The 21843-nt window shown below is 42.7% G+C and carries 20 protein-coding genes; 3 read left to right on the plus strand and 17 right to left on the minus strand.

The features are described 5' to 3' along the window. The gene (locus MHH50_RS19175; protein ID WP_076307700.1) at window positions 1-1134 is read right to left on the minus strand and encodes an SGNH/GDSL hydrolase family protein; all 1134 of its coding nucleotides are present in this window, start codon (window positions 1132-1134) and stop codon (window positions 1-3) included. A gap of 152 nt (window positions 1135-1286) precedes the next feature. On the opposite strand from MHH50_RS19175, the gene MHH50_RS19180 reads away from it, so the two are divergent. After that, window positions 1287-1832 carry a CDP-alcohol phosphatidyltransferase family protein gene (locus tag MHH50_RS19180; protein WP_076307699.1) on the plus strand — a complete coding sequence of 182 codons (546 nt, stop codon included), beginning with the start codon at window positions 1287-1289 and terminating at the stop codon, window positions 1830-1832. Here the strand turns inward: MHH50_RS19180 and MHH50_RS19185 are convergent. From MHH50_RS19185 to MHH50_RS19205, 5 genes are all read right to left on the minus strand, one after another. Next, entirely contained in the window at window positions 1819-4935 is a 3117-nt protein-coding gene (locus MHH50_RS19185) for an ATP-binding protein (protein ID WP_076307698.1), read from the minus strand. The genes MHH50_RS19180 and MHH50_RS19185 overlap by 14 nt on opposite strands. Before the next feature lie 161 nt (window positions 4936-5096). After that, window positions 5097-5987 (minus strand): AraC family transcriptional regulator, encoded by an 891-nt coding sequence (locus tag MHH50_RS19190; RefSeq protein WP_340033287.1) that lies wholly within the window; start codon window positions 5985-5987, stop codon window positions 5097-5099. 41 nt (window positions 5988-6028) lie between these two features. Then, window positions 6029-6868 (minus strand): sugar phosphate isomerase/epimerase, encoded by an 840-nt coding sequence (locus MHH50_RS19195; RefSeq protein WP_076304571.1) that lies wholly within the window; start codon window positions 6866-6868, stop codon window positions 6029-6031. A gap of 35 nt (window positions 6869-6903) precedes the next feature. Further along, the gene (locus MHH50_RS19200; protein ID WP_076307696.1) at window positions 6904-7737 is read right to left on the minus strand and encodes a sugar phosphate isomerase/epimerase family protein; all 834 of its coding nucleotides are present in this window, start codon (window positions 7735-7737) and stop codon (window positions 6904-6906) included. A gap of 15 nt (window positions 7738-7752) precedes the next feature. Then, window positions 7753-8760: a zinc-binding alcohol dehydrogenase gene (locus tag MHH50_RS19205; RefSeq protein WP_076127168.1), complete on the minus strand. Its 1008-nt coding sequence runs from the start codon at window positions 8758-8760 to the stop codon at window positions 7753-7755. A 205-nt stretch (window positions 8761-8965) separates the two neighbouring features. Between MHH50_RS19205 and MHH50_RS19210 the strand changes: the two genes are divergently transcribed. Beyond that, window positions 8966-9865, plus strand: a complete 900-nt coding sequence (locus MHH50_RS19210) for a LysR family transcriptional regulator (protein WP_076127169.1) — start codon at window positions 8966-8968, stop codon at window positions 9863-9865. An 8-nt stretch (window positions 9866-9873) separates the two neighbouring features. Here the strand turns inward: MHH50_RS19210 and MHH50_RS19215 are convergent, their stop codons facing one another. The 4 genes from MHH50_RS19215 to MHH50_RS19230 all read right to left on the minus strand — a co-directional run bounded on the left by MHH50_RS19215 (window position 9874) and on the right by MHH50_RS19230 (window position 12816). Continuing rightward, complete coding sequence (locus tag MHH50_RS19215) at window positions 9874-10863, minus strand: aldo/keto reductase family protein (protein WP_076127171.1); 990 nt, start codon at window positions 10861-10863, stop codon at window positions 9874-9876. A gap of 210 nt (window positions 10864-11073) precedes the next feature. Beyond that, a complete protein-coding gene (locus tag MHH50_RS19220; protein WP_076307695.1) occupies window positions 11074-12162 on the minus strand; it encodes a DUF1648 domain-containing protein in 1089 nt (362 codons plus the stop codon). 347 nt (window positions 12163-12509) lie between these two features. After that, window positions 12510-12605, minus strand: coding sequence for a hypothetical protein (locus tag MHH50_RS19225; RefSeq protein WP_340033288.1), 96 nt, complete (start codon window positions 12603-12605; stop codon window positions 12510-12512). A gap of 16 nt (window positions 12606-12621) precedes the next feature. Then, entirely contained in the window at window positions 12622-12816 is a 195-nt protein-coding gene (locus MHH50_RS19230) for a hypothetical protein (RefSeq protein WP_076307694.1), read from the minus strand. A gap of 177 nt (window positions 12817-12993) precedes the next feature. On the opposite strand from MHH50_RS19230, the gene MHH50_RS19235 reads away from it, so the two are divergent. Continuing rightward, on the plus strand, window positions 12994-14202 hold the full coding sequence (locus MHH50_RS19235) for a GNAT family N-acetyltransferase (RefSeq protein WP_076307693.1): 1209 nt from the start codon (window positions 12994-12996) through the stop codon (window positions 14200-14202). Window positions 14203-14298: 96 nt separating this feature from the next. Here MHH50_RS19235 and MHH50_RS19240 read toward each other — a convergent pair whose 3' ends face one another. The 7 genes from MHH50_RS19240 to MHH50_RS19270 all read right to left on the minus strand — a co-directional run bounded on the left by MHH50_RS19240 (window position 14299) and on the right by MHH50_RS19270 (window position 21828). Continuing rightward, window positions 14299-15216, minus strand: coding sequence for a BadF/BadG/BcrA/BcrD ATPase family protein (locus tag MHH50_RS19240; RefSeq protein ID WP_076307692.1), 918 nt, complete (start codon window positions 15214-15216; stop codon window positions 14299-14301). A 28-nt stretch (window positions 15217-15244) separates the two neighbouring features. After that, window positions 15245-16807, minus strand: a complete 1563-nt coding sequence (locus tag MHH50_RS19245) for a glycoside hydrolase family 3 protein (protein ID WP_339187609.1) — start codon at window positions 16805-16807, stop codon at window positions 15245-15247. Window positions 16808-16824: 17 nt separating this feature from the next. Then, window positions 16825-17967, minus strand: a complete 1143-nt coding sequence (locus tag MHH50_RS19250) for a DUF1343 domain-containing protein (protein WP_076307690.1) — start codon at window positions 17965-17967, stop codon at window positions 16825-16827. Between the two features lie 98 nt (window positions 17968-18065). Continuing rightward, window positions 18066-18773 (minus strand): PIG-L family deacetylase, encoded by a 708-nt coding sequence (locus MHH50_RS19255; RefSeq protein WP_076307689.1) that lies wholly within the window; start codon window positions 18771-18773, stop codon window positions 18066-18068. 2 nt (window positions 18774-18775) lie between these two features. Next, window positions 18776-19747 (minus strand): GNAT family N-acetyltransferase, encoded by a 972-nt coding sequence (locus MHH50_RS19260; RefSeq protein ID WP_256716012.1) that lies wholly within the window; start codon window positions 19745-19747, stop codon window positions 18776-18778. Further along, on the minus strand, window positions 19748-20968 hold the full coding sequence (locus MHH50_RS19265; RefSeq protein WP_076307688.1) for an anhydro-N-acetylmuramic acid kinase: 1221 nt from the start codon (window positions 20966-20968) through the stop codon (window positions 19748-19750). Further along, complete coding sequence (locus MHH50_RS19270) at window positions 20968-21828, minus strand: carbohydrate ABC transporter permease (RefSeq protein WP_076127188.1); 861 nt, start codon at window positions 21826-21828, stop codon at window positions 20968-20970. Before MHH50_RS19270 ends, MHH50_RS19265 begins: the two co-directional genes overlap by 1 nt. Window positions 21829-21843: the final 15 nt, after the last annotated feature.

The following is a 21843-nucleotide window of genomic DNA, read 5'->3' on the forward strand; positions in this document are numbered from 1 at the left end:
TTAACTTTCGCTCGCTAGAATCCCTTTCAAATACCCCGTCAACTCTTTTGCCGCTTGTTCATGAGCTAATGCTCCCGGATGACTTCTTGCCCCTATGGTCTCACCCGTCATATTTGGAAGCTGCAATACAGAAACCTGCTTGTCCCCTGTTTTCTTGCTATAAACATCGACCGCCCGGTAGATCGCTGGCATCATCGGGATACCAAGCATCCCATATGCCCATACGAGATGTGCATGTTGATTATTTTTTCTAAGCTTCATCAGAAATTTCTCAGCGGCATCGACAAAAGCTTGTATATCATCCTCATGATAGGTCCCGTCTTCATTTAAGCGTTGTTTATGGCTCTCCCCTGTTACCTCATCTTTCCATTCTGGCGATTGAAAGGCGCCCCCATCATTTGTTCCTAGATTAACTACCACAACATCTGGCTGCCAGGTTTCAAAAGAATGTTCTTGAAAAGCTCCTAAAGCTTCGTTTTTTGCTCCAGTTAGAAGACCACAAACCTGCTCATAACAATCAGGGATATTACCGTGCGGATTATTATCCCAGCTAGTAAGGACTCCCCAGCCACTTTGAGAAATAACTCTATATTCTGCATTTAAAGCATCTGCTGTCATTCTGGTATAGTTGTTGATGGCGCTAAACCACATTGGAATCCAATCTTCTTCAGCCTTGGCACCTATACTTCCTTCTCCGGATGTGATGCTGTCACCTATGAACTCTATCTTGTGGGGTTTGTCCGCAACCGGCAGGAATTTTCCATCCATCTTCACCGCATGTATCTGCAAAGAGCAGCCAGGATCTCCACTCATTGCCTGCACATCTTTTACAATACGAATATTGTTGACAACACGATCATTCATGCCTCTAAATACACAAATCCAATACCTGCCTGCTACTAACATTTGTCTGCTAACAGGAACGGAATTGATCAGGATGCTAATCCAGGGTTCATAAACATCATAATCTGCTTCTACTTCAAGCCATAGCTCAGAACTTTTAACATTTAATTCGACCGCACTGCCTGTCCAAAATAACGTTAGTGGAGAAAGTGACCCTGTTGTTCTGCCGTGAATTTTCAGATGTTCGATATCAGCTAATGTATGTACCTTTAAGTTTGTATTCTGCTTCATAAAATCCCTCCTAATTTACCGCTAGAATCCTAATCTATACTTCTACTTCACTACTTCTTCAATACTATCTTATAATCCTTTTCCAAATAGCATATACTCTTCCTCTGGTACAATAGAATTAAATGAGGTCATGAACAAAGGTGGGATTGAAGTTGAAAGTTATACCTAACTGTATCACACTTGGCAGAATTTTTTTGGCAATAATGCTGTTATTCTTCGAGCCGCTAAGTTCGGCCTTTCTTGCAATTTATATCCTTTGCGGAGTCACCGATCTGATAGATGGTCCAATTGCCCGAAAATCAGGCACAACAAGTAATCTCGGAGCAAAGCTGGATTCTGCTGCCGACACGATACTAATCGGGATCTGCTTATTTACTTTGTATCCGTATCTGGGTCTTACCCTCGACTTCATCCTATGGATCTTCTTGATCGCGGCCATCCGCATAACATCGACAGGGATTGCCCTCCGCAGATTCAAAACTTACGCAAGTATCCATACCTACGGCAATAAACTCACCGGGCTTCTCTTATTTGTAACTCCTATATGGCTTTCCCATAGTAACCCCACCATTTGGACAACCATTGTCTGTATAGTTGCAACCTTATCCGCCGTGGAAGAATTGATGATTCAAATCACATCCACTCAATTACAGCTGGACAGAAAAGGATGGTTTTACAACCCTCCTAATCAGGAATAATGAAAGACACCGTAGTTCCCACCCCAGGAATACTTTGAATCTTCAAGCCTTGTCCATATAATTGTGTTAATCTCCGATCTGTATTAAGGAGCCCAATTCCTTGATCCTTAAGACTTTTTGGTTGCAATAACTTACTGACTTGAGCTTCATCCATTCCAATCCCCGTATCAGCAATGATAAAATGAACAGCCTCCGCATGTGTCTCGATGTGAATACGCAAGGTTCCACCTTTTGCCCGACTTAAGATCCCATGCCGGACGGCGTTCTCGACCAGTGGCTGAATGGTCAGCGGAGGAATTAGAAGCTGTAGATTCGCGTCTACCTCCCATTCAACCTGCAGCCTCTCCTCAAAACGCTGCTGCTGGATATATACATAATTCTCGACCAGCTCCAGCTCTTGCGACAGTGAAACAAGTTTGCCTGCATTTAAGAAGTCAAAGCTGATCCGCAGATAAGTAGTGAATGCATCTGAAAGATCTTTCATTTTGACAGTGTCAAAATCACTCAAGGACATAATCGAATTTAATGTATTAAAGAGAAAATGTGGATGGATCTGCGCTTGTAAATAAGCAGCCTCCATTCTCAAACGATCATTGACTGCTTGCTTCATAAAAGTGAGCGACGAAGCACGATACTTCAATTCCATGGCATCTACTGGCTTGGTTACATAGTCATTAGCGCCAGCCAAGAAACCTGCATAGACATCCTCCTGCTCACTGCGAGCGGTCAATAGAATAATAGGAAGTTCATACATCGTGAACCGCTCGCGTATCAATCTTGTCAATTCATATCCAGACATGCCCGGCATCATCACATCAGCGATAACCAAATCGAACTGCTCATGATGCAACATATCCAGCGCCTCACGGGCTGAAGTCGTTGTATCAATCCGATAGGCTCCATCTGATAAAATATTTTGCAGAACTTTTAAATTGACCGAATCATCATCAACCGCTAGCACATGTATGATGTCAGCGTCTGTATCGAGCTTCGAGAGTGCCTCTACTTCCTTTGTGTTATAGGTGGCAGCCACCATAGCTGATTTCTCCGCAGTTATCCACATGCTGAATGGTGACAATGGATCCGAATCTTTTTCAGTATGAACATCTGGAATAGATGACTGCAGACTCCCTTTGGCTACAGGTAATTTAAAGCTGAACTTACTTCCCTGACCCGGCTGCGATTGCAGCAATAATTCACTGCCATGCAGTTCGACCAGCTCCTTACAGATACTAAGCCCCAGCCCAATGCCGCCTTGACCGTAAGCCCCTTGTTCATAGCGCATAAAAACACGCTTTTTCAAAGCTTCATCCATACCTACTCCTGTATCCGTAACATGTATCCATACATCCCCACCCACTTGTTCTGCGGCCAGTTCAACACTTCCCTGTTCGGTGTACTTTAGTGCGTTATGAACTAAATTAATCAGAATCTGCACCAATCGCTCCTCATCAGCATAAACACGAGGCAGATTCTCATCTATAGACATTCGAAGCTCCACCTTCGTCCCACCGGTTAAGAAACGTAACATATCCAGTACACCTTCAGCCAATGACCTCACTTGCAACGCCTTTATATTCATCACAATCCGCTTATCCTGCAATCGCACAACATCAAGCAAGTCATTCAGCATAAGCGACATCCGGCGACTGACCATAATTAGCAATTCCATGTCACGCTGGCTCTCTTCATCCAGCACATGTTTTTTTCTTGTTAACACACTTTGGGCAATATTCATAATCCCATGCAGTGGAGTGCGCAGCTCATGTGACGTATTGGCTAGAAAACGGTCCTTTAATTTATTGGATTCCGCCAATTGAGCGTTCAGTAACACATTTTGATGGGATTGATGAAAATATCTCCTAAACCAATAGGCGGAAAATGCGGCAAGGGCAGCAATTAAATCTACGGGATAAAACATAAATTGTGAGCTACCGGCATAGTAGACAGCCCCCCACAACATATTATTTAGTACTGCTAACACTGAAAACAATAAAAATAGAGCACCTTCAGCTCGTAAGGCTACCATCTTCCAAAAATAATATACCGTCCAACACACTGGAACGTAATACAGGATCATGTAATACCCTTTTCCGATGATATATAACACTGCCTCTTCAGGACCTACAATAATAAATAAAGTAAAAATGAGAACTGACAGGATGTAACTATAAAACGCCTTGCCTTTCCGTCGATTCCCCAATAGTTCTCTTCCCATCAATAAAAGGAATAAACAAAACCCTATATACGAAAGAACCTTTAACCTCAGCATCCAGGCAAAATCAACATGAAGAAACCTGAACAACAGTCCATTATGTTCAACCCCAATGGATACAGCCGCAGCGACCATCATTAGGAAAAAAATAATCAGCTCTGTTTTTCGTACATCCATCAGATAGATAATCAATAAATACAACCCATGTAGAAGAAGCATGACCCCTACGACTAGCTGCAAGCCAATGGAATTCCAGTATATAGTGTCTACCCCATGTTGAATGCCAAACTCCACGGACCGAATTATGCCCCCTTTTAGTGGAGACTCATAGTTTGACGTCCGAACAAACAGATCCAGATGCTTCTGATCTGTAGGTGTATAACTGATTAAGAATGCTTTCGTCACATAAACATGCTCTTCCTTCTCGTCAGATAACACTCCAAACCGTGAGAGAATTGTTCCATTAATCTCCACTTCAGAAGAAGTATAGATGGATTGGAACCAAAAGCTAAGTGGCTCAGACAAGGGACGATCTAGCAGAATCCGCAAATGATAAGTTCCGTATCCATACGCCTTCTTTTGCTCAGCAGAATTGAATACAGAATTCCAGTTACCCGGCACCTGAAGCATCTGGCCTTTTAAAACACCATCCACATTGGCGGCATTCACCCATTGTTCAGGATAAAACTCCCATTCTCCATCCAATGGAAAGGAGCTTAGTGATTCAAGGTCTACTCCCCGCAAATCGAGCACACCTTGCTCCACTACAGGAGGATTGGACAGAGTAAAATGATTGTACCAGCTCCAGCGTATTGCAATCAGCAGGCAGATGAATACTACTATGTACAACATATGACTTAACTTAATTTTATTCTCCGAAGTTCTCATAGACTCCTCATTCGTCAATAGTATTTAATAGTGCTATATCCCTATCTCCAACTTTGAGCAATACAGTATGATTATACTATATTAAGAGGCCTATAGACGTATGTAATCCTATGTTCAGAGGAAAAAAACCAACCATCCCAAAGAGCAGATGGTCGATTCCTTTATTGTGATTTATTGATTAAAGCAGATCGCATCGCCGCGAACTTACTAGGCATTACTCCCACATTTGTTTTGAACGTCCGACTGAACAGATGAATACTAGAAAACCCCACATCTTCGGCAATCTTCGTTAGATTTTGCTTTCCCTGAATGATTCTCAATTTAGCCTGCTCGATACGAACATGCTTCAAATAATTATGAATGGTCACCCCAAGCTGAGTCTTGAACACATACGACAAATGATTGGCAGTCACACCAACATGCCTACTGATAGATTCATTACTTAACTGCGGATCTTGATAACACTGGTGTATGTGATGAATGGCGCCTTCAATTAAAGGCCATCCTTTGGTTCTCTTCCCTTCCGTTCCTTTGGACAGGTTCTGATTTCTAAAGAACAGAAACAACAATTCCAAACAGATAGACTTGTTGATTAATACCCCGCCGTACGTTGGATCTAGCAGCTCTTTTTGCAGTTGCATGAATCTTCTCTTCAATTCGATTCGATCTGGGAGCTGCAGATGAGATAGCGGATAAATATCAGCAAGCTGCATTTCACTTGGCATGATATCCTGGATCCCGGGCCTAAGTCCATCCGCTTGATCCGATGAGCTTTTATCCTCGTTATCATACAAATCAAAATGAAAGATATACTGCACTAAGGGTAAAGCCGAGGTGGACCTAATTATATGGGGCAAGCATGGATGCATGAGCAGCACATCCCCTTCTCGAACCAGGAACTTCACCCCATTCAAGAAAAACTCCGCCTCTCCCTGATCTATATAGGTATACACGTGATCTTGATCCAACCATTCACCTGCTAGTAAGGAGGATTCCATGACTTTGGCTACTCGAACATAAGGGGAAATGCTGTTCATCCACGACTCATTCACCTCGAATCTTCTCCTTCTTCTGACATTTTATTGATCTTATTTTATATCCTAACCGGAATCTTTAAGTGATCTTCTACATAATCTCGGCAGATTTCCATGGTATTGTACGGGCTATTTAGCGATTCGTCCACTTCGAGTGTCATCCAACCGGAATAATCAATTTCATTCAGCGCTTCAATAGTTGCGTGTAGATCAACAGATCCTTTGCCTAACTCACAAAAATGAGGAAGCTGTGTATCAAGTGTAGCGGCAGACCTGTCTGTCAGGTCCTTCAAATGAACATAAGCTACCCTGTCCTGATACGTTCGGATGATAGATGCCGGGTCCATCCCCGCTCCGAGCAGATGTGCTGAATCCGGGGCAAGATATACCACCCGCGGATCTGTCAGGCTCATCACAATCTCAATTTCTTTCTCGTCTTGCAATTCCGTCCACAAATGCGGATGAACACATGTCTTTACCCCTAAGGCATAGGTTCTTTTCGCCACTTCATTCATCGTGGCTGCGGCAACCTTCAATTCTTCCAGCGATGAGGGTTGATCCCGAGTGCCACCTGGCCCTAGGACAAGGATGTCTGCTCCACACTTCGCTATGATTTTAGCAAGTCGCACATTGTAGTCAATGATACTCGAAGTGTTCGCGGCATTGCCGAATTTTTGCTGCTGTCCCCCAGCCGTACCTCCATACAACGCAGTCATCTCCAGCCCGTACCCAGCCATGAGCTCTTGTAATTGTTCTGGACTTTCTTCATATTGAAGTGCAAAAGACGCCCACGGCTCAATCCCCGTGAAACCCAGTCTGGAGACTTCCTCCAACGCTTTGAAATGCGCTTGCCCCCAAGTGATGGTGTGTGCAGCGATTCTACCCTTGAACAGACTCATCCTTAACGCTCCTTCCAATGTTGGATTCGATGGGGTTAGATTTCCAGTGATGAGAATACTTTATCGAAGCCTGCTTTGGAACGAGAAAATAGTTCAGATGAACTTTGTGATGAAGCTGGCGCTAGCACTTCTTGAGCGATAACGCCCTTGTATCCGATCTTTTTCAAGCTTCCCAAGAATCCGGTAAGATCAATGGATCCTTCCCCTGGATACAATCGATCGGAATCTAGCAATTCCTCTATCGGCAGAGGTTTAGCATCATTAATATGGACATACGCAATTTGATGCGGTTGTAATTTCAGCAGGTCCTCACTCGTTAATCCATTCGTATGCCAATGATAGGAATCCAGTAATAAACCGATATTTCTCACTTGAATTGTATCCATCCAGTCCAACGTATCTTGCATCGTCCAGATTAGCGGATTTGCCCATTGTGTACGTAAGTGATGAGGACCAACGAACTCTAAGGCTAACGAAATACCATAGGCGCCTAATATTTCTGCACATAGTCTTAAACGTCTAGTGGCTGCAATCATGAACGATGCGACCGGAAGATCTGTCGAAGGCAAAATATAGGTACAGCATGTGGTGCAATTTAATGCAGCAGCGGCCTCAGCCATCAGCGTAAGCGATTTCAGACTTTCCCTAAAGCTTTCCTCTGTCGTGCGCCAATCTACCTCTAAACCAAATGATCCTAGCATGATGCCATGACTTTCCAGTAATTGGATGGCCCCATCCTTGCCATACTGCTGTACCAACTCTAATGGATTGACGTCTATGGCCTGAAACCCGAATTGGCTCGCAAGTCTGATATATTCTTCATTAGAAGCAATTTCTCCCAAACCCGCTGTTGTTAATCCTCTTATCATCGTCGTTCTCCCCCTTTATGACCAATCAAACAGTACGCCATTATACTGATCTTTGTTGGTTCTTAATCCCTCATAGGCTTCGCTAGCTTGCTCCGGCTTGATGACATGGCTAATCAAAGGTTCGATGTGCAGCTTCTGTTGTTGCATAAGCTCGAAGACAATGCCAGAATTACGCACCAAGGAATGTTTCACAAACGAATTAGGCTCTGTTGGATAACGCCATTCGTGAGCACCTTTAAATGTAATGCATCCCCGGTTATACAGATGACAGTAATTAAGCACATCCGTAATATCTGTATTGTATTCTCCACGCGGGCTACCCAAAAAGATGATTTCTCCCTGTGAGCCGATGTATTGAAGACTATCAACCCCAACTTTGGAAACACCGGTTGCCTCAATATGACTGGAAACACCCTTGCCCTTAGTTAACGTCATAATCTGCTCTTTTACCAATCCTTCGCCACTGTCCAGTGTGTAATCCACACCGCATTGACGCGCGGTCCGCAGCCGTTCTTTGGACAAATCCATACCAATTACCGTAGCCCCCTGCAAACGCGCCAATTGAGCTGCAAGATTGCCTACCAATCCAAGACCTGTCACACTCACTTTGTCTCCAAGTTCGATATCCGACACACGTATCGATGTAAAAGCTACCGTAGCCATCCGGGTAAACGGTACCCATTTCAAGTCTAGCGCATCCGGCACTCGAATGAAAACATCCCTAGCTTCAACCACTTGATATTCGCAATGAGTTCCGTAATGAAAAACCACATCGCCCGCTTGAAATTCCTGAACACCTTTACCACATTCTACGATACGACTGACGCTTGCATAACCTGGACACAGCGGGAGTTTTGCCCAATCCTCTTTGCCAGATAACATTGCCATCTCCGTTCCCGGACTAATCAGCGAATAAATCAATTTTACGAGTACCTCATGGTCACCTAAAGCCTTAAGTACAAGCTCCTCTTCAACCGTTTCCACATGGTGTGGGCTCATAAACATTATCTTTCTATTTTTCATCCTCATTACCTCCCATGATCCTCAAACTTTCTATTTAAATGTATGCGTTTTTAGACATCATGTCTTTGACTGCAAAAATGTTTTTTTGTCTAAAAGTAAGATGGGAGGTAGAGTTTAAGTGAGGAGACGACATGTCATTCCTTTCATTTTCGTTCAAAGATCCTTATACTTGCTTGGAGAAGCATTTCAAGGGAGAATGAAAAATATGGACATAAAAAAATTACAATACTTTATCGCAGTAGCAGAGGAACTGCATTTTAACCGTGCAGCTGAGAAGCTAAATATGACGCAGCCTCCCTTAAGCCAGCAAATTCAAGCTCTGGAGAATGAGATTGGTGTGAAACTATTAGAACGGAATAAAAGACAAGTTCGTCTCACGTCAGCGGGGGCGGTATTTCTAGAGGAGGCTAAATCCATTTTATCTCAACTGGAACGCTCTATTAAAACAACACAATTAGTCGATCAAGGAATTATCGGACATTTGAACATTGGATTTATAGATTCTGCAGCTGGTGGAGTATTGGTTGATATGTTAAAAATGTTTCGGGAACGTTATCCACAAGTACAACTCACATTACATGAGATGACGTCTGCTCAGCAGTGGCAGGCTTTACATGAAGGAACGATTCACATTGGATTTGTACGTTATACAGAGTCGGGCAAACATATCGAGCATCGTCCCTTAGTCAATGAATCGCTTATTGCCGTTTTGCCAGAGCAGCATCACCTAGCTCATTTACCGGTGTTATCCATTCGCTCTTTAGCTTTAGAGCCATTTATATCGTTCCCACGTCATTTAGGAGCTCCTTTTCATGACCTCATTATGAGCTTCTGCGCCCAACACGACATGTATCCGAATGTTGTACAGGAAGCCATTCAGATGTACACCATTGTAAACTTGGTAGCTGCTAATCTTGGAGTTTCCATTGTGCCCTCATCAGTTGCTATTTTTCAGCGTGAAGGTGTCGCATTTCGTCCCTTTGAAGAAAGCACACCATCGATTCCCCTTTATGCCGCTTGGAGAACCGATTGCGATCGTGCCTCCTTATCCGCGTTACTAGAGATCATAGGACAAATGAGTTCAGAAGCTATTAATGGTGAATAATATAATATTCAGCCCGTTTTTCTAGGATCACGTTCAACGAGTCCTTCTAGCACCCTATCGATTTCCAACATCACTTCCCTATCCAGACGAACTCCCGCAGCTTTGGCATTTTCTATAACCTGCTCAGGTTTGGATGCCCCAATAATTGCAGATGAGACTTGTGGATTTTGCAACACCCATGCTATAGCCAACTGCGGAAGCGTCAACCCAACTTCACTGGCGATGGAAGAGAGATTCGAGACCGCCTCAAGCACCTCAGTCCGAAGCCACTGACCCGCCAATTTATTCATAAATGGTGAGCCCGCAGCTGTTGAAGCACGAGAACCCTCTGGCAATGGTTGACCTGGCATATATTTGCCTGAAAGAATCCCTTGAGCTAGCGGTGACCAGACCACCTGTCCAATCCCTTCCCGCTCACAAGCTTGAACTACCTCCGTCTCCATCACACGCCATAACATCGAATATTGAGGTTGACTAGCCACCAATGGCACCTTCAATTCCCTCGCCAAAATAGCACCTTCTGCTATCTGATCCGCCGTCCACTCACTTATCCCGACATAGAGAACCTTACCTTGACGCACCAGATCCGAAAAAGCCAAAAAGGTCTCTTCAAGGGATACTGATGCGTCAAAGCGATGCGCATAATAGATATCAATATAATCGGTCTGTAATCTGTTCAGTGAAGCATGGCACGCCTCCATAATATGCTTGCGAGACAGACCTCTTGCGTTACGTCCCGTCCCTGTGGGATGGCACACCTTGGTACACAATTCGATATCAGCTCTGTGCACTCCTTTTAATGCTTGGCCCAGCACCATCTCAGCTTTCGTATCGGAATATACATCTGCAGTATCAAATGTTGTGATCCCTACATCCAATGCAGCGCGAACACAAGCATGGGCAGTATCATTGTCCACTTGAGCACCATGTGTAATCCAATTACCATAAGCAATCTCACTTAGATGTAAGCCACTCGTTCCTAATTTACGATAGTTCATTTTATACCCTCCTTTAGATAACAATCTGATTGTAACAAAGAGATATTAATACGAGAAATACTCTTTAAGATGCGATTTAATTCAAAAAAGATATTACTGAGATCCTTAAAGATAATAAAAAACGCCCTTTAGGCGTTTTTTTCGGTACATATTCTGTTTCGAAACTCTAACTTCGCCTATACTCCGGTGAGTATTAACCTCCAAGCCTTGTTACCGCACCACAACTAACAGTACAATAATTCCGAGCCAAAACAGCCAGCTTACTGGGTGACCGAAATTTAATCCCCAGCCGACTCCGAGCCTTTTCTTGACGATTAGGTTTGGATCTTTGCGATTGAAATAAATCATACCTAATCGCCATTTATCATCGTCATGGACAGGTCTGACATTGGAGCTATCGGCAGATCGCTCCAAGCGGCTTTCGCCCTGACCAGCCCAGAACGTTAAGGCCAAGGCGTATAGGATGACAAGGGCTATTATGATTAGGATAATAGGGATAGCGAAACTCATGTTAAGCAGAGATATCATGTTTAGTTGCACGACGGAAAACAGGATAACTATTAAGAAGCTTGCTGTAAGCATAAAATATGACCAAGTACGGCGGTAAGCTGCGTCTTGTCTGATGGAACGGTTAGTATCATTGGGTTGAACCTGCTGCTTTACTCTGCGAATACTCCAATTCTCAAATATGAACAAAAGTGTTATGAACACTTGCATGATCGTAGGCATAAACACAGAACTAAAAGATTTAGCTGCATAGCGGTCTACGTTCCAACTGCTGTTGTAATGGATCGGAATCTGATCAGGAATCAGATCGTAGTTGCGCAGCACAGTTACAATACTAACAACAGTAATTAAAACATGAATGAGGAACCAATTATTAGACAAGCCAATGTTTCTTTTCCGAAATCCAGTGTCCACTGCCATGATCGATGGTTCCAGAGCAATAGGCAGCATAGGTAGTAAACTTTTCATTTTGAAATGATAGCTAATGTTTATGACTAGGGAGATTCCGACCATGGCGAGTGAATAAGTGACAATGATCCAACTTTGTTGCTTGGAATGTTCATCACCGTATATTAGACAGAGGATACAAACCATGAATAGGATGGTATGCACGGTAGCACTAATCCTAGCATATGACTTCCGCATCTGGCGCAGAGGCTCACTATGGAATTGTACAGGGCTGACGGTGACCCCAAAACTAATCGTCTCTTTTGTTAAATAAGGCATGCATACCATGAGTACAATGGCAGGTACAAATACAAAGATCATTACTATAACAGGCATTATCGTCATATCATTCGCCTCCTCTTATACATAAGTGTGTATTTGAAAACTCTATAACCCTTATAGCATAGGCAATTGAGCGCTATGCCTTTTTGCGTATGATGATCCTATTAACTTAGGATAGGTGATCGACTTGAACATAAATTTTATTATAATCGATTTTAGTGACTATAGGGGTGAAATTAACATTTATCCAGTTTTTTTGCTGCGCAAAGCTACTCATCTGACAACTCAATTATGGCAATTACATCTGTTTGAAATTCTGTGTTGGTAAAGGACTCGCCTCTTATCTGCAATGGTGCGGATTACTGCGTCAGAGTATAAATAAGTCCGTCCATGCTTAATATAGTACTTGCTCAGGTTTGTTCCATTAACTCATGCATGGTCATATGCAGCACTTCTTTAGCATTTGCAAGAATGTACTCCGCTACTTTTTTCTCTGATTCTGGCAATTCATTTAAGTCTAGCTCAATTTGCGAAATCATACTTCCCCGCAATTATACCCGCTCCAACAAATGCAGGAATCATCAGTATGAAAATATTTCCGATTTTTTGCAAAAAGTTCTTGAACGGTTTATCATTCTTCTTTTTAAGCTGCCCCTTCATTTGTGCACTTTGTGCTTGTAATTGCTCAGCCGAAGTCGCTATTTTCCTAATACTCATTTAGACTATATTGAGCAATCTAAATTTTGTATCACTTCTATGATTCCCCACGTTCCATTATTGACGAAATTTTTTTTCAACATTAAACTATAAGGTAAGAAATTAAATTTCAAAGAAAACCGTTTTTTTTCATTTATTAAATTTATCCCAACATTACGGCGCAGGAGGAAATGAAAGATGACGACGACACCAAACATCATCGTAATGAACCATCCAACTAGAGAGCAGCTTGAAAAGATTTACGATATTTTAGATGAATGCTTTTCCGTAGGCCGAGCTTTTTTCCAAGAAAGATTAGACCTAGACACCACATATGATCCAGATACAACATGGTTTGCGATGGTTGACGATAAGATTGCATCTAATGTACAAATTTTTCCGTTTCATATTAGAGTCGGTCAAGCGATCTTGAAAACGGGTGCAATGGGGAGTGTCGGTACAGATCTAAATTACCGCGGGCTGGGGCTTGCACACAAAATTCTTCATGCGCAGACCAACTATATGAAAGAAACCGATTATGATATAAGCTTGCTTTTGGCTAGTAAGCATGCGTTTTATGAAAAAGCTGGCTGGAGACTTATTCCCGAGACTGCTTTCGCAATTGAAAAACCAGCAAGTTTGGAGCAGCAGCAAAGCAGTGATGAAATCATTCCTTTTGAAGCCTGTTATCTCGATGATATCCGTTTCATCTATGAACAATTTAATAAGAATCGTACCTACACCGTGATCCGAAGTAAAACGTATTGGAATGATTTATTGACCTGGCCGGAATGGAAGAAAGTTGACTGCTTGCTCCTTCGCAGAAATGGAAAAATCGTCGCTTATGGCATCATTGAAAAGAAAGATACTGAACAAGTATTTATTAATGAATTATTGTATTTGAACGAAGCCGAAAACGGTGTTGAAGCTTTGTTTCATGCCTTATGTCAGCTGCGCCAAAATGCAAAGCAAATATTAGCGATGCTCCCAGAGGACCATAAGCTATATTCCTATTACCAACAGCATCATGCAAATTCAATTCAAATCAATATGGCGATGTGGAAAATGATCAATCTCAGTTCAACTTTCCATAAGCTTCAGCCTGAATTAGAAGATCGCCTAAACCGTAGCAACATAATTGCAGGCCAGGAGCTGCATATTGCACTTCGCAGCAATGAGGACTGTATCTACTTGGATTATAAGCAAAAGCAGCTTTCTGTTTCGGATGCTAGTAATCATACCAATCCCTATACTTCAATAGAAGTAGATGAACGCGAGCTAATGACTTATATCATGTTCGGCTATAATGAAGCAGGCGCAGCAAAGGACAGTACGGAGGACGCTAACATCCTTCAAGCTCTATTTCCGAAACAACAAGCCGTGTTTTATTTGACCGATAAATTTTAAGCCATTTTTGATTCCTACCATTTTAAAATAAGGGTGTGTCGCAAGTCCAACTGCTCGGACTTATGACACACCCTTATTTTTCCATAGCAACAAAAACTAGTCGTTGTTCATTTTTGATCTTCCTAACAGGACAGCACCGTAGGCTGCATCCTTAATCGGCAAAATCAGCTTTGTTTGCGGGTAGCTCTGTGCGAGCTTTCGCTCCAAGGCTTCTTTCACAAAGCGAGACTTTTGCAGCACACTTCCTGCAATCGCAATCGGACTTTCATATAGCTTAAGCCGTTCAATAACAGGCACAACAAGCTCATATAGATTGGCTGCACATTTCTCCGCTAACGCTAGTGCATGTGCATCGCCCTTCTCGCATGCGGTCGTCATAATCGGTGCGAGCTGCGCAATATCTTTTTTCGTCGTATTTTTATCATAAACAAAGCCAATAATCTCTTTCACAGTACTTAAGCCAAGCCGCTCATATACCATCGCTGGGATGACCGTATCGGTTATTCTTCCGTCCTCCACTTGAACTAATGCGGATAATAGATCGCGCCCAATGCTATAACCGCTTCCCTCGTCATCAATCAAATGACCAAAGCCTCCTGTGCGATGCTGCTCTCCTTTTTCATTCACCCCGAAGCAAATCGATCCTGTACCGGCAATGAGAATGATGCCTTGCATCGCATTTTGTGCCCCGTATAATGCGGTTTCTTGATCGCCTGTAATCGTTAATGGCCCGATATAACCGTTATTTCTCACATGCTGCTCCAAAAAATTGATGACCAGCGGATTACTTATTCCTGCCGCACCTATACATATATGAGCAACTTCTTGTAAATTACCGCAGTAGAGCTTCGTTTGACTAAAAATTTCCTCAAAGGAGGCGGCAATAGAGTCAGCATCACCACCGTTATAATTAATAGGCCCTACAGTAAAGGTGAATAAAGAGTCATCCTGGTCATGCGTAATGGTGACAGCTGTTTTCGTGCCACCCCCATCAATTCCAACGATAAATGCCATACCTATGTCCCCTTGTTGTACTTTTTATCTACATCTGTATCGTAATCTTGGCGGTGGGTACAACCTCACCATTTAGGATTGGAAGGAGTGATTTGAATGCATCAAGTGTATACTCAAATGCCGCAATTCCGCAGAACTCGCCTTCGATTAACGGTAAATCATACGGGCGACCTAATGTAATGGCCGTTACTTTGCAGCCTGCTGCCAGCAGCTTCTGAACAAGCGCAAGCTGACCTTTGTTTTCACGCGCATTGAACAAGCCGATAACAATATGCTTGTAGCCTTGTACCTTTGGCAGCGCAGCGTTGATTTGCTCCTCGCTCGGGTCAATGTCGATAATCTCATAAGCTGTATTAAAATGCTCCCCCATATATTGCGGAAAGCTAAGAGCTTGATTCAAGCTGCTGGACGCAAGATCGGTGCGGTATGAATAGGAACCCATAAATAACACTTGCTCGTCACCGGTATGAATGGGCTGGAGCTCTCCTTTCATGAGGCAGATCGTTTCCGTACGCATTAGCTCATTTGCTCGGCGATGTACATCGCAGCCAACTAGTTCATAATCCAGCTCCTCAATCGTCGCATATTGTGCTTTATAAGCTATAATTTTTGTAACAGCTGCATCAATCAGCGCTTCATCCAAATCACCGGTGGCTACAGCTTCTTCGATCAAATGAATCGCTTCCTTCACTGTCTCAGGAGTATGACTAATGAATACCAAATCAATACCTGCTTTAACAGCTCCTAACGCTCCTTTTGCCGTACCATAGTATCGTTTGATCGCGTCCATTTCTAAACAATCCGATACAACTAACCCTTTATATCCTAATTTTCCTTTTAATATCTCTGTAATAATGGTATGAGACATAGTTCCGGGCACACCGGATTTTTCAATTTTCGGAAATAAAATATGTGCACTCATAATCGCTTGAGCGCCTTGCTCAATTGCGGCCTTAAACGGCAGCAGCTCAAGCTGCTCTAATTCCTCAAGTGTTTTTTCAATGGTAGGCAAGCCAATATGTGAATCGACATTTGTATCACCATGACCTGGAAAATGCTTAAGTGAGGACATGACGCCTCCATCGAGCAATCCCTTCATCATTTGAATTCCATACTGGGATACTGTTGCAACAGAATCACCATAGGAACGAACATTTATGACTGGATTCAATGCATTATTGTTAACGTCCATAACTGGAGCTAGATTAAAATTAATACCTAATGCTTTCAATTCTCTGGCAGTCATTCTGCCTGCTGCATACGCATTTTCAGGTCGTCCTGAAGAAGCAATTGCCATGGCTCCAGCAACATTGGTCGCGTCTTTAGGCATACGAGTGACTCGACCGCCTTCTTGGTCGATCGTAATAAAGCCCGGGATACCAGTATGTGTCGTGTACCATTGCTGCAGCTCAGTAACAAGCTCGCCTAATTGATATTTATTGTCGATATTATGTGAGAATAAAATAATATTGCCGACTTTATAATGCTCAATAACTTCCTTCAGCTCAGGAGTGATCTCGGTTGAAGGGAAGCCTGTTACGAACATTTGTCCAATCTTTTCGCGCAGGCTCATATGTTCTATTGTTCTCATCAATTATTCACCTTCCTCTAGCGATATAAATGATACTGCTGTGTTATTTCTGCAAATTGCTTGCTTTCCGCTGCAAACTGTTCAAGCAGCTGCTTGGCTTGCATATTGTCCGTACGATACATGTTGTCTCCCCCCAGCAAATCGATAAATGGACGAGAGCCCTCCTTCACAGGAGGCAGGAATGAAAATTGCTCGTACAAATCTCTTATCGTAAATAATAAGATTACCCCAACTTCTAAAGGCCTCAGCACTTGGAGATCTGTAATGTAAATTTGTACCCCGCCGCATAGCTCGCCACAATGTTTAGATGACGTTGGCTTGAAATGAACTGGACGAAAAAGCACACCCGGGATACCTTTTGCATTCATCTCATCTGCCAATTGCTGCGCTTGAATGAACGGAGCACCAATCATTTCAAAAGGGAACGTTGTTCCACGTCCTTCGGAGCAGTTTGTGCCTTCAAATAAACATGTTCCTGTATATAATAACGCCGTTTCATATCGTGGTATTCCAAGTGAAGGATGAACCCAAGTTAATCCTGTATCCGGGAAGGACATACTCCGTTCCCAGCCTTCCAAACGAACGACATGCAGCGATGCATTCCAATTCATTTGATCATTTGCCATCGTTGCTACCTCACCTGCTGTTAAGCCGTATCGCACGGCTAGCTCGTAATTTCCAACAAATGATTTGAAGCCGGGCTTCAAGACATTCCCTTCTACCGTTACCCCGTTAAGCGGATTAACACGATCAAGAACAACAAATTCCACACCTGCATTTGCACAATCTTCAAGTGCATACAGCATCGTATAAATAAATGTGTAATAGCGTACACCAACATCTTGAATATCGTATACAATGATGTCTACTTCATTCAGCATTTCTTTTGTTAAACGCTTGGAGTCTTTACGGTACAAGCTATAGACTGGAACATTCGTAAAAGGATCCATGTAAGTGTCTACTACTGCCCCTGCATCCAAATCTCCGCGAACGCCATGCTCAGGTGAAAACATCGCAGCAAGATTAAAATTTTCATGTAAAATAGTAATCGTTGATGCAAAATCCTTCGTAAGACCTGTCGGCGCTGTAATCAATCCTACGCGCTTACCTTCGAACAAATAACGATAATTCGTTATAGAATCAATCCCATTTAACACCATATGAAGCTGCCTCCTAGCTGCTTTTTCGCATAAATGGATAGAACAAGGGAATGTTTCCTGCTATACATAGAAACACTCCCTCTTAGCTAGTTGAATAGTTACCAAAGACTAGACTGCCTAACCTTCACCGTTTCAGCAGGCACCATAAATGCTTCTGCATATGTCTTTCTTGCTTCACAGCCGCGAACAACTGCTAGTGCTTTATAGTAATCCATGTATTTGAAAGATTTGCTATTCGTCACAAACCAATGCTTGCTTAAAGCATCTATCCATAGATCAAATGCCGCTTGATCAAAATCCACATATACGTAAGGGACATAATCAACCGCATCCTCCCAGTTTTCGGAGTAATATAATCTTGCTGCAAAGTGCGCGGGGAGCGCTCGTTCAAAGGATGATAGACTTGCGAAGAAACGGGCATCATTTACGATATGATGCGTTAGCGCATGGTCCTTATGCATACTGTTTTTCCAGTGTGTAATAATAATGTTAGGCTTCACGCGACGAATTACATCACAAACCTCCATACGAACTTCCTGATTGTCAGGCAACTCTCCGTCACAATAACCATCGAATACAATGGCTTCACCGCCTAGCATATCCGCAAAAACCTGTGCCTCTTTCACTTTTTGCTGACGATATTCCTTCATATCCTGTCCTGCCGGGACCCCTCGTTCACCCGCAGTTAACGCTAGTGTCACAATGCGATCTCCCTTTAAACTATGACTAGCGAGCACACCACCAGAAGCTAGCTCCACATCACCAACATGCGCTCCAATTGCTAATACTGTGAATTTTTCGCTCATCTTTAAAGTTCCCTCCGCAATATAGAAAATTGTTTTTCAATAGTAAAGCCCGCTTTTTGATAGATTCGAAGAGCCGGATTATTATTTCCAGTGAATAGAGACATATATTGACAGCCCACATTTTGAAAAGCTTCAACCATTCGGAAAAATAATACACTGCCAAGACCATGACCCTCATGCTCTGGGTGCACTCCGATACCGCAAAAAAATGCTCTTCCATCAGGCTGCGAAATAATTGGACCTGCAAAGCCCACAACCTCGTTGCCGTACACAGCTACTACAAGTGGTGCGCCAACCTTCACATAAGTAACAATATCCTTCTTCCACTGCGGATTTTGCAGGGCAGCAAGCGTTGCTTCAAGCCCTGTATGTAAATCAGGGACATAGGACGTAATGTAATAGTCCTTGCTATTTGCATTGGTTTCCTTATCTAAAATATCTTCGGGAACTATAAAGCTTCCGAGTTTTAAATACATGCCGCATTGCGTCGCTCGATCTTCGTAGCCTCTAGCCATTAAAGCTTCATATAATGGCTGGTCCTTACTGATGCCCGGGGCATTATTATGCTCATGCTGAGGTGCACTTGGTATACTCCACTTCAGCTTAACAGGGTTGAAAAACAATACATCCGCTTGTCTTTTCCCAAGTTCTTGGAATCTTTTTTCTAAACGCAATAGAAAAGCATCGTAAAGCTCCAGAGAAGCCACATGGGTATCTATAATAACACTCGTAATATAACCGGCCACATCTCCAAGAGGGAGATCGTCACCGCAGCAGCCAGCTGCAAAACCAACAATCCCTTTTTCGTCACAGCCTACCCATATACAGTCAGCGTCAAAATAAGGATGGTCGATGAATGTATCTTGAAACTCTCGCTCTGTAAATGGCTTATAATCATATTTTGTAGCCTCACGATTCCAAAGCTCTACAACTGCAGAGTGATCTTCAATTGAAAAGGATCTGATTTGCATCATTTAAGCCTCCTGTGAACGTCCAATATAGGGCCAGGAAATTTTGCCCATTACTACTGGCTGTGAAGCTCCAGTTACTAGCGGGATATTGTTTGGTAAGCGCTCCATCGTGTAATACGCTAGCAGAGCAAAAGCAATTGCTTCCTTAGCATCACTATTACCACCGATATCCTCCTGCGTCAGCACCTGCACGTTATGCGGTGCAAATAAGTGCTGCAAATCACGCAAAAGCGTCTTGTTATAGCTTCCACCGCCGCCAATTAACAATTGCTCAGCCTGGTGCTGCGGTGCAATATACCTTTCATAGCTATCGACGATGCTCCAGGCAGTTAAGTACGTAGCTGTTGTAACAACATCTTCTGCTTTCCAGTGATTAACCTTCATCATTTCAATAATTTGTGCCACGTATTGTTGGCCAAACCGTTCTCTGCCTGTCGATTTTGGTAACGGCATCGTATAATATTTATCCTGCTGCATCCATTTCAATAGCTCATCAATCACTTGACCGCCCGCACCAATTTCGCCATTAACATCCATTGTCATTGGTATAAATAATTGCGATACAAGGCCATCGATAATCATATTTCCAGGACCCGTATCAAAAGCAAATACCTCATCCGGTGAGGCATTTACAGGCAAAACAGTCACATTGCCTATTCCGCCAATATTTTGCATCAGAAGTGTTTTCTCTGGATTATTAAACAATAAGTATTCGGTAAATGGTACTAACGGAGCTCCTTGTCCACCCATTGCCATGTCAGCAACTCGAAAGTCTGATACGCAAGGAATCCCTGTGCGATTGGCGATAACTGCACCATCCCCAATCTGAACGGTACAATGCAGATTATAGCCGCCCATAACATTCTCTTCCGGAGCATGATAGATTGTTTGACCATGCGATCCTACTGCGAATATTTGCGAAGGCGAAAGGCCGCATTTCCCTATAACGGATAATGTGGCTTGGGCGTATAATTCGCCAAGCCACATATTCATTGCGCCAACCTTATCAATCGTAGCGCTAGCGGGATCAAAAAGCTCAAATATGGAGTTTCTAACTTGCACCTCAAAAGGTGTGTTTTCAAAAGCCAGTAATTCAATCTCTACTCCATGCTCTTTTTCGGCTGAAGGGAAAAGCTTAACTACTGCTGCATCAATACCATCTACTGATGTACCTGACATCAAGCCAACTAAGTATGTTGCATCCACTTTTGATTGTTTGTCCATTAACCTTTCACCGCTCCAACTGTTACCCCTTCAAGGAAGTATTTTTGTAAACTGAAGAACAAAATAAACATTGGAACTGCTGAAATGGTTGCCCCCGCCATCATCGGTGCAAAGTAAGTTGTATTCGCAAAGCGAAAGTTTTTCAAGCCGACCTGAATGGTTTGCATATCCATCGTATTCGTTACTAGGAACGGCCAGAAAAAGTCATTCCATGCCGCCATGAACGTTAGGATTGCTAGTACTGCCATAATTGTTTTAGATAGAGGCATAATGATATACCAGAAGATTTTAGGCTGGGAACAACCTTCGATTTTAGCAGATTCAATAATTTCACCTGGAATGGAGGACATGAACTGCTTAACCAAGAAGATATTGTATACCGTTACTATGCTCGGCATAATCAACGCAGTGTACGTATTTTGTAATTCAAAAATATTTACGATCAAAATATATAGTGGAACCTGAGTAACTTGAACAGGAATCATCATAGATCCCAGCAAAATAGCGAACAAAATGTTTTTCCCTTTAAATTTCATTTTTGCAAAAGCATATCCAGCAAGAGTAGCAAAAAATACGTTAGATACCGTGATACACGCTGCTACTATAAAAGAGTTCAATAACCAGTCCCATGTATGTGGGCTAAAGTTAAAAAAGAATTTATAAGATTCAAATGAAATCTTCTTTGGTAGGATAGAATAGCTCATTGCACCAGCTTCTACCGGATCACCGAACGAGGAAATGACCATAAAGTATATCGGGAATATGGTAGCTGCGGCGAATAGGATAAGGAACGTAATGTTTGCACCATTACGTATAAACAGATACCCTTTGCTTCTTAAGCTATTGTTGTACAAACCCATAGTATTCTGCTCCTT

It is taken from the genome of Paenibacillus sp. FSL H3-0302, from assembly GCF_037982245.1.
In the GTDB taxonomy this organism is placed as follows: Bacteria; Bacillota; Bacilli; order Paenibacillales; family Paenibacillaceae; genus Paenibacillus_AQ; species Paenibacillus_AQ odorifer.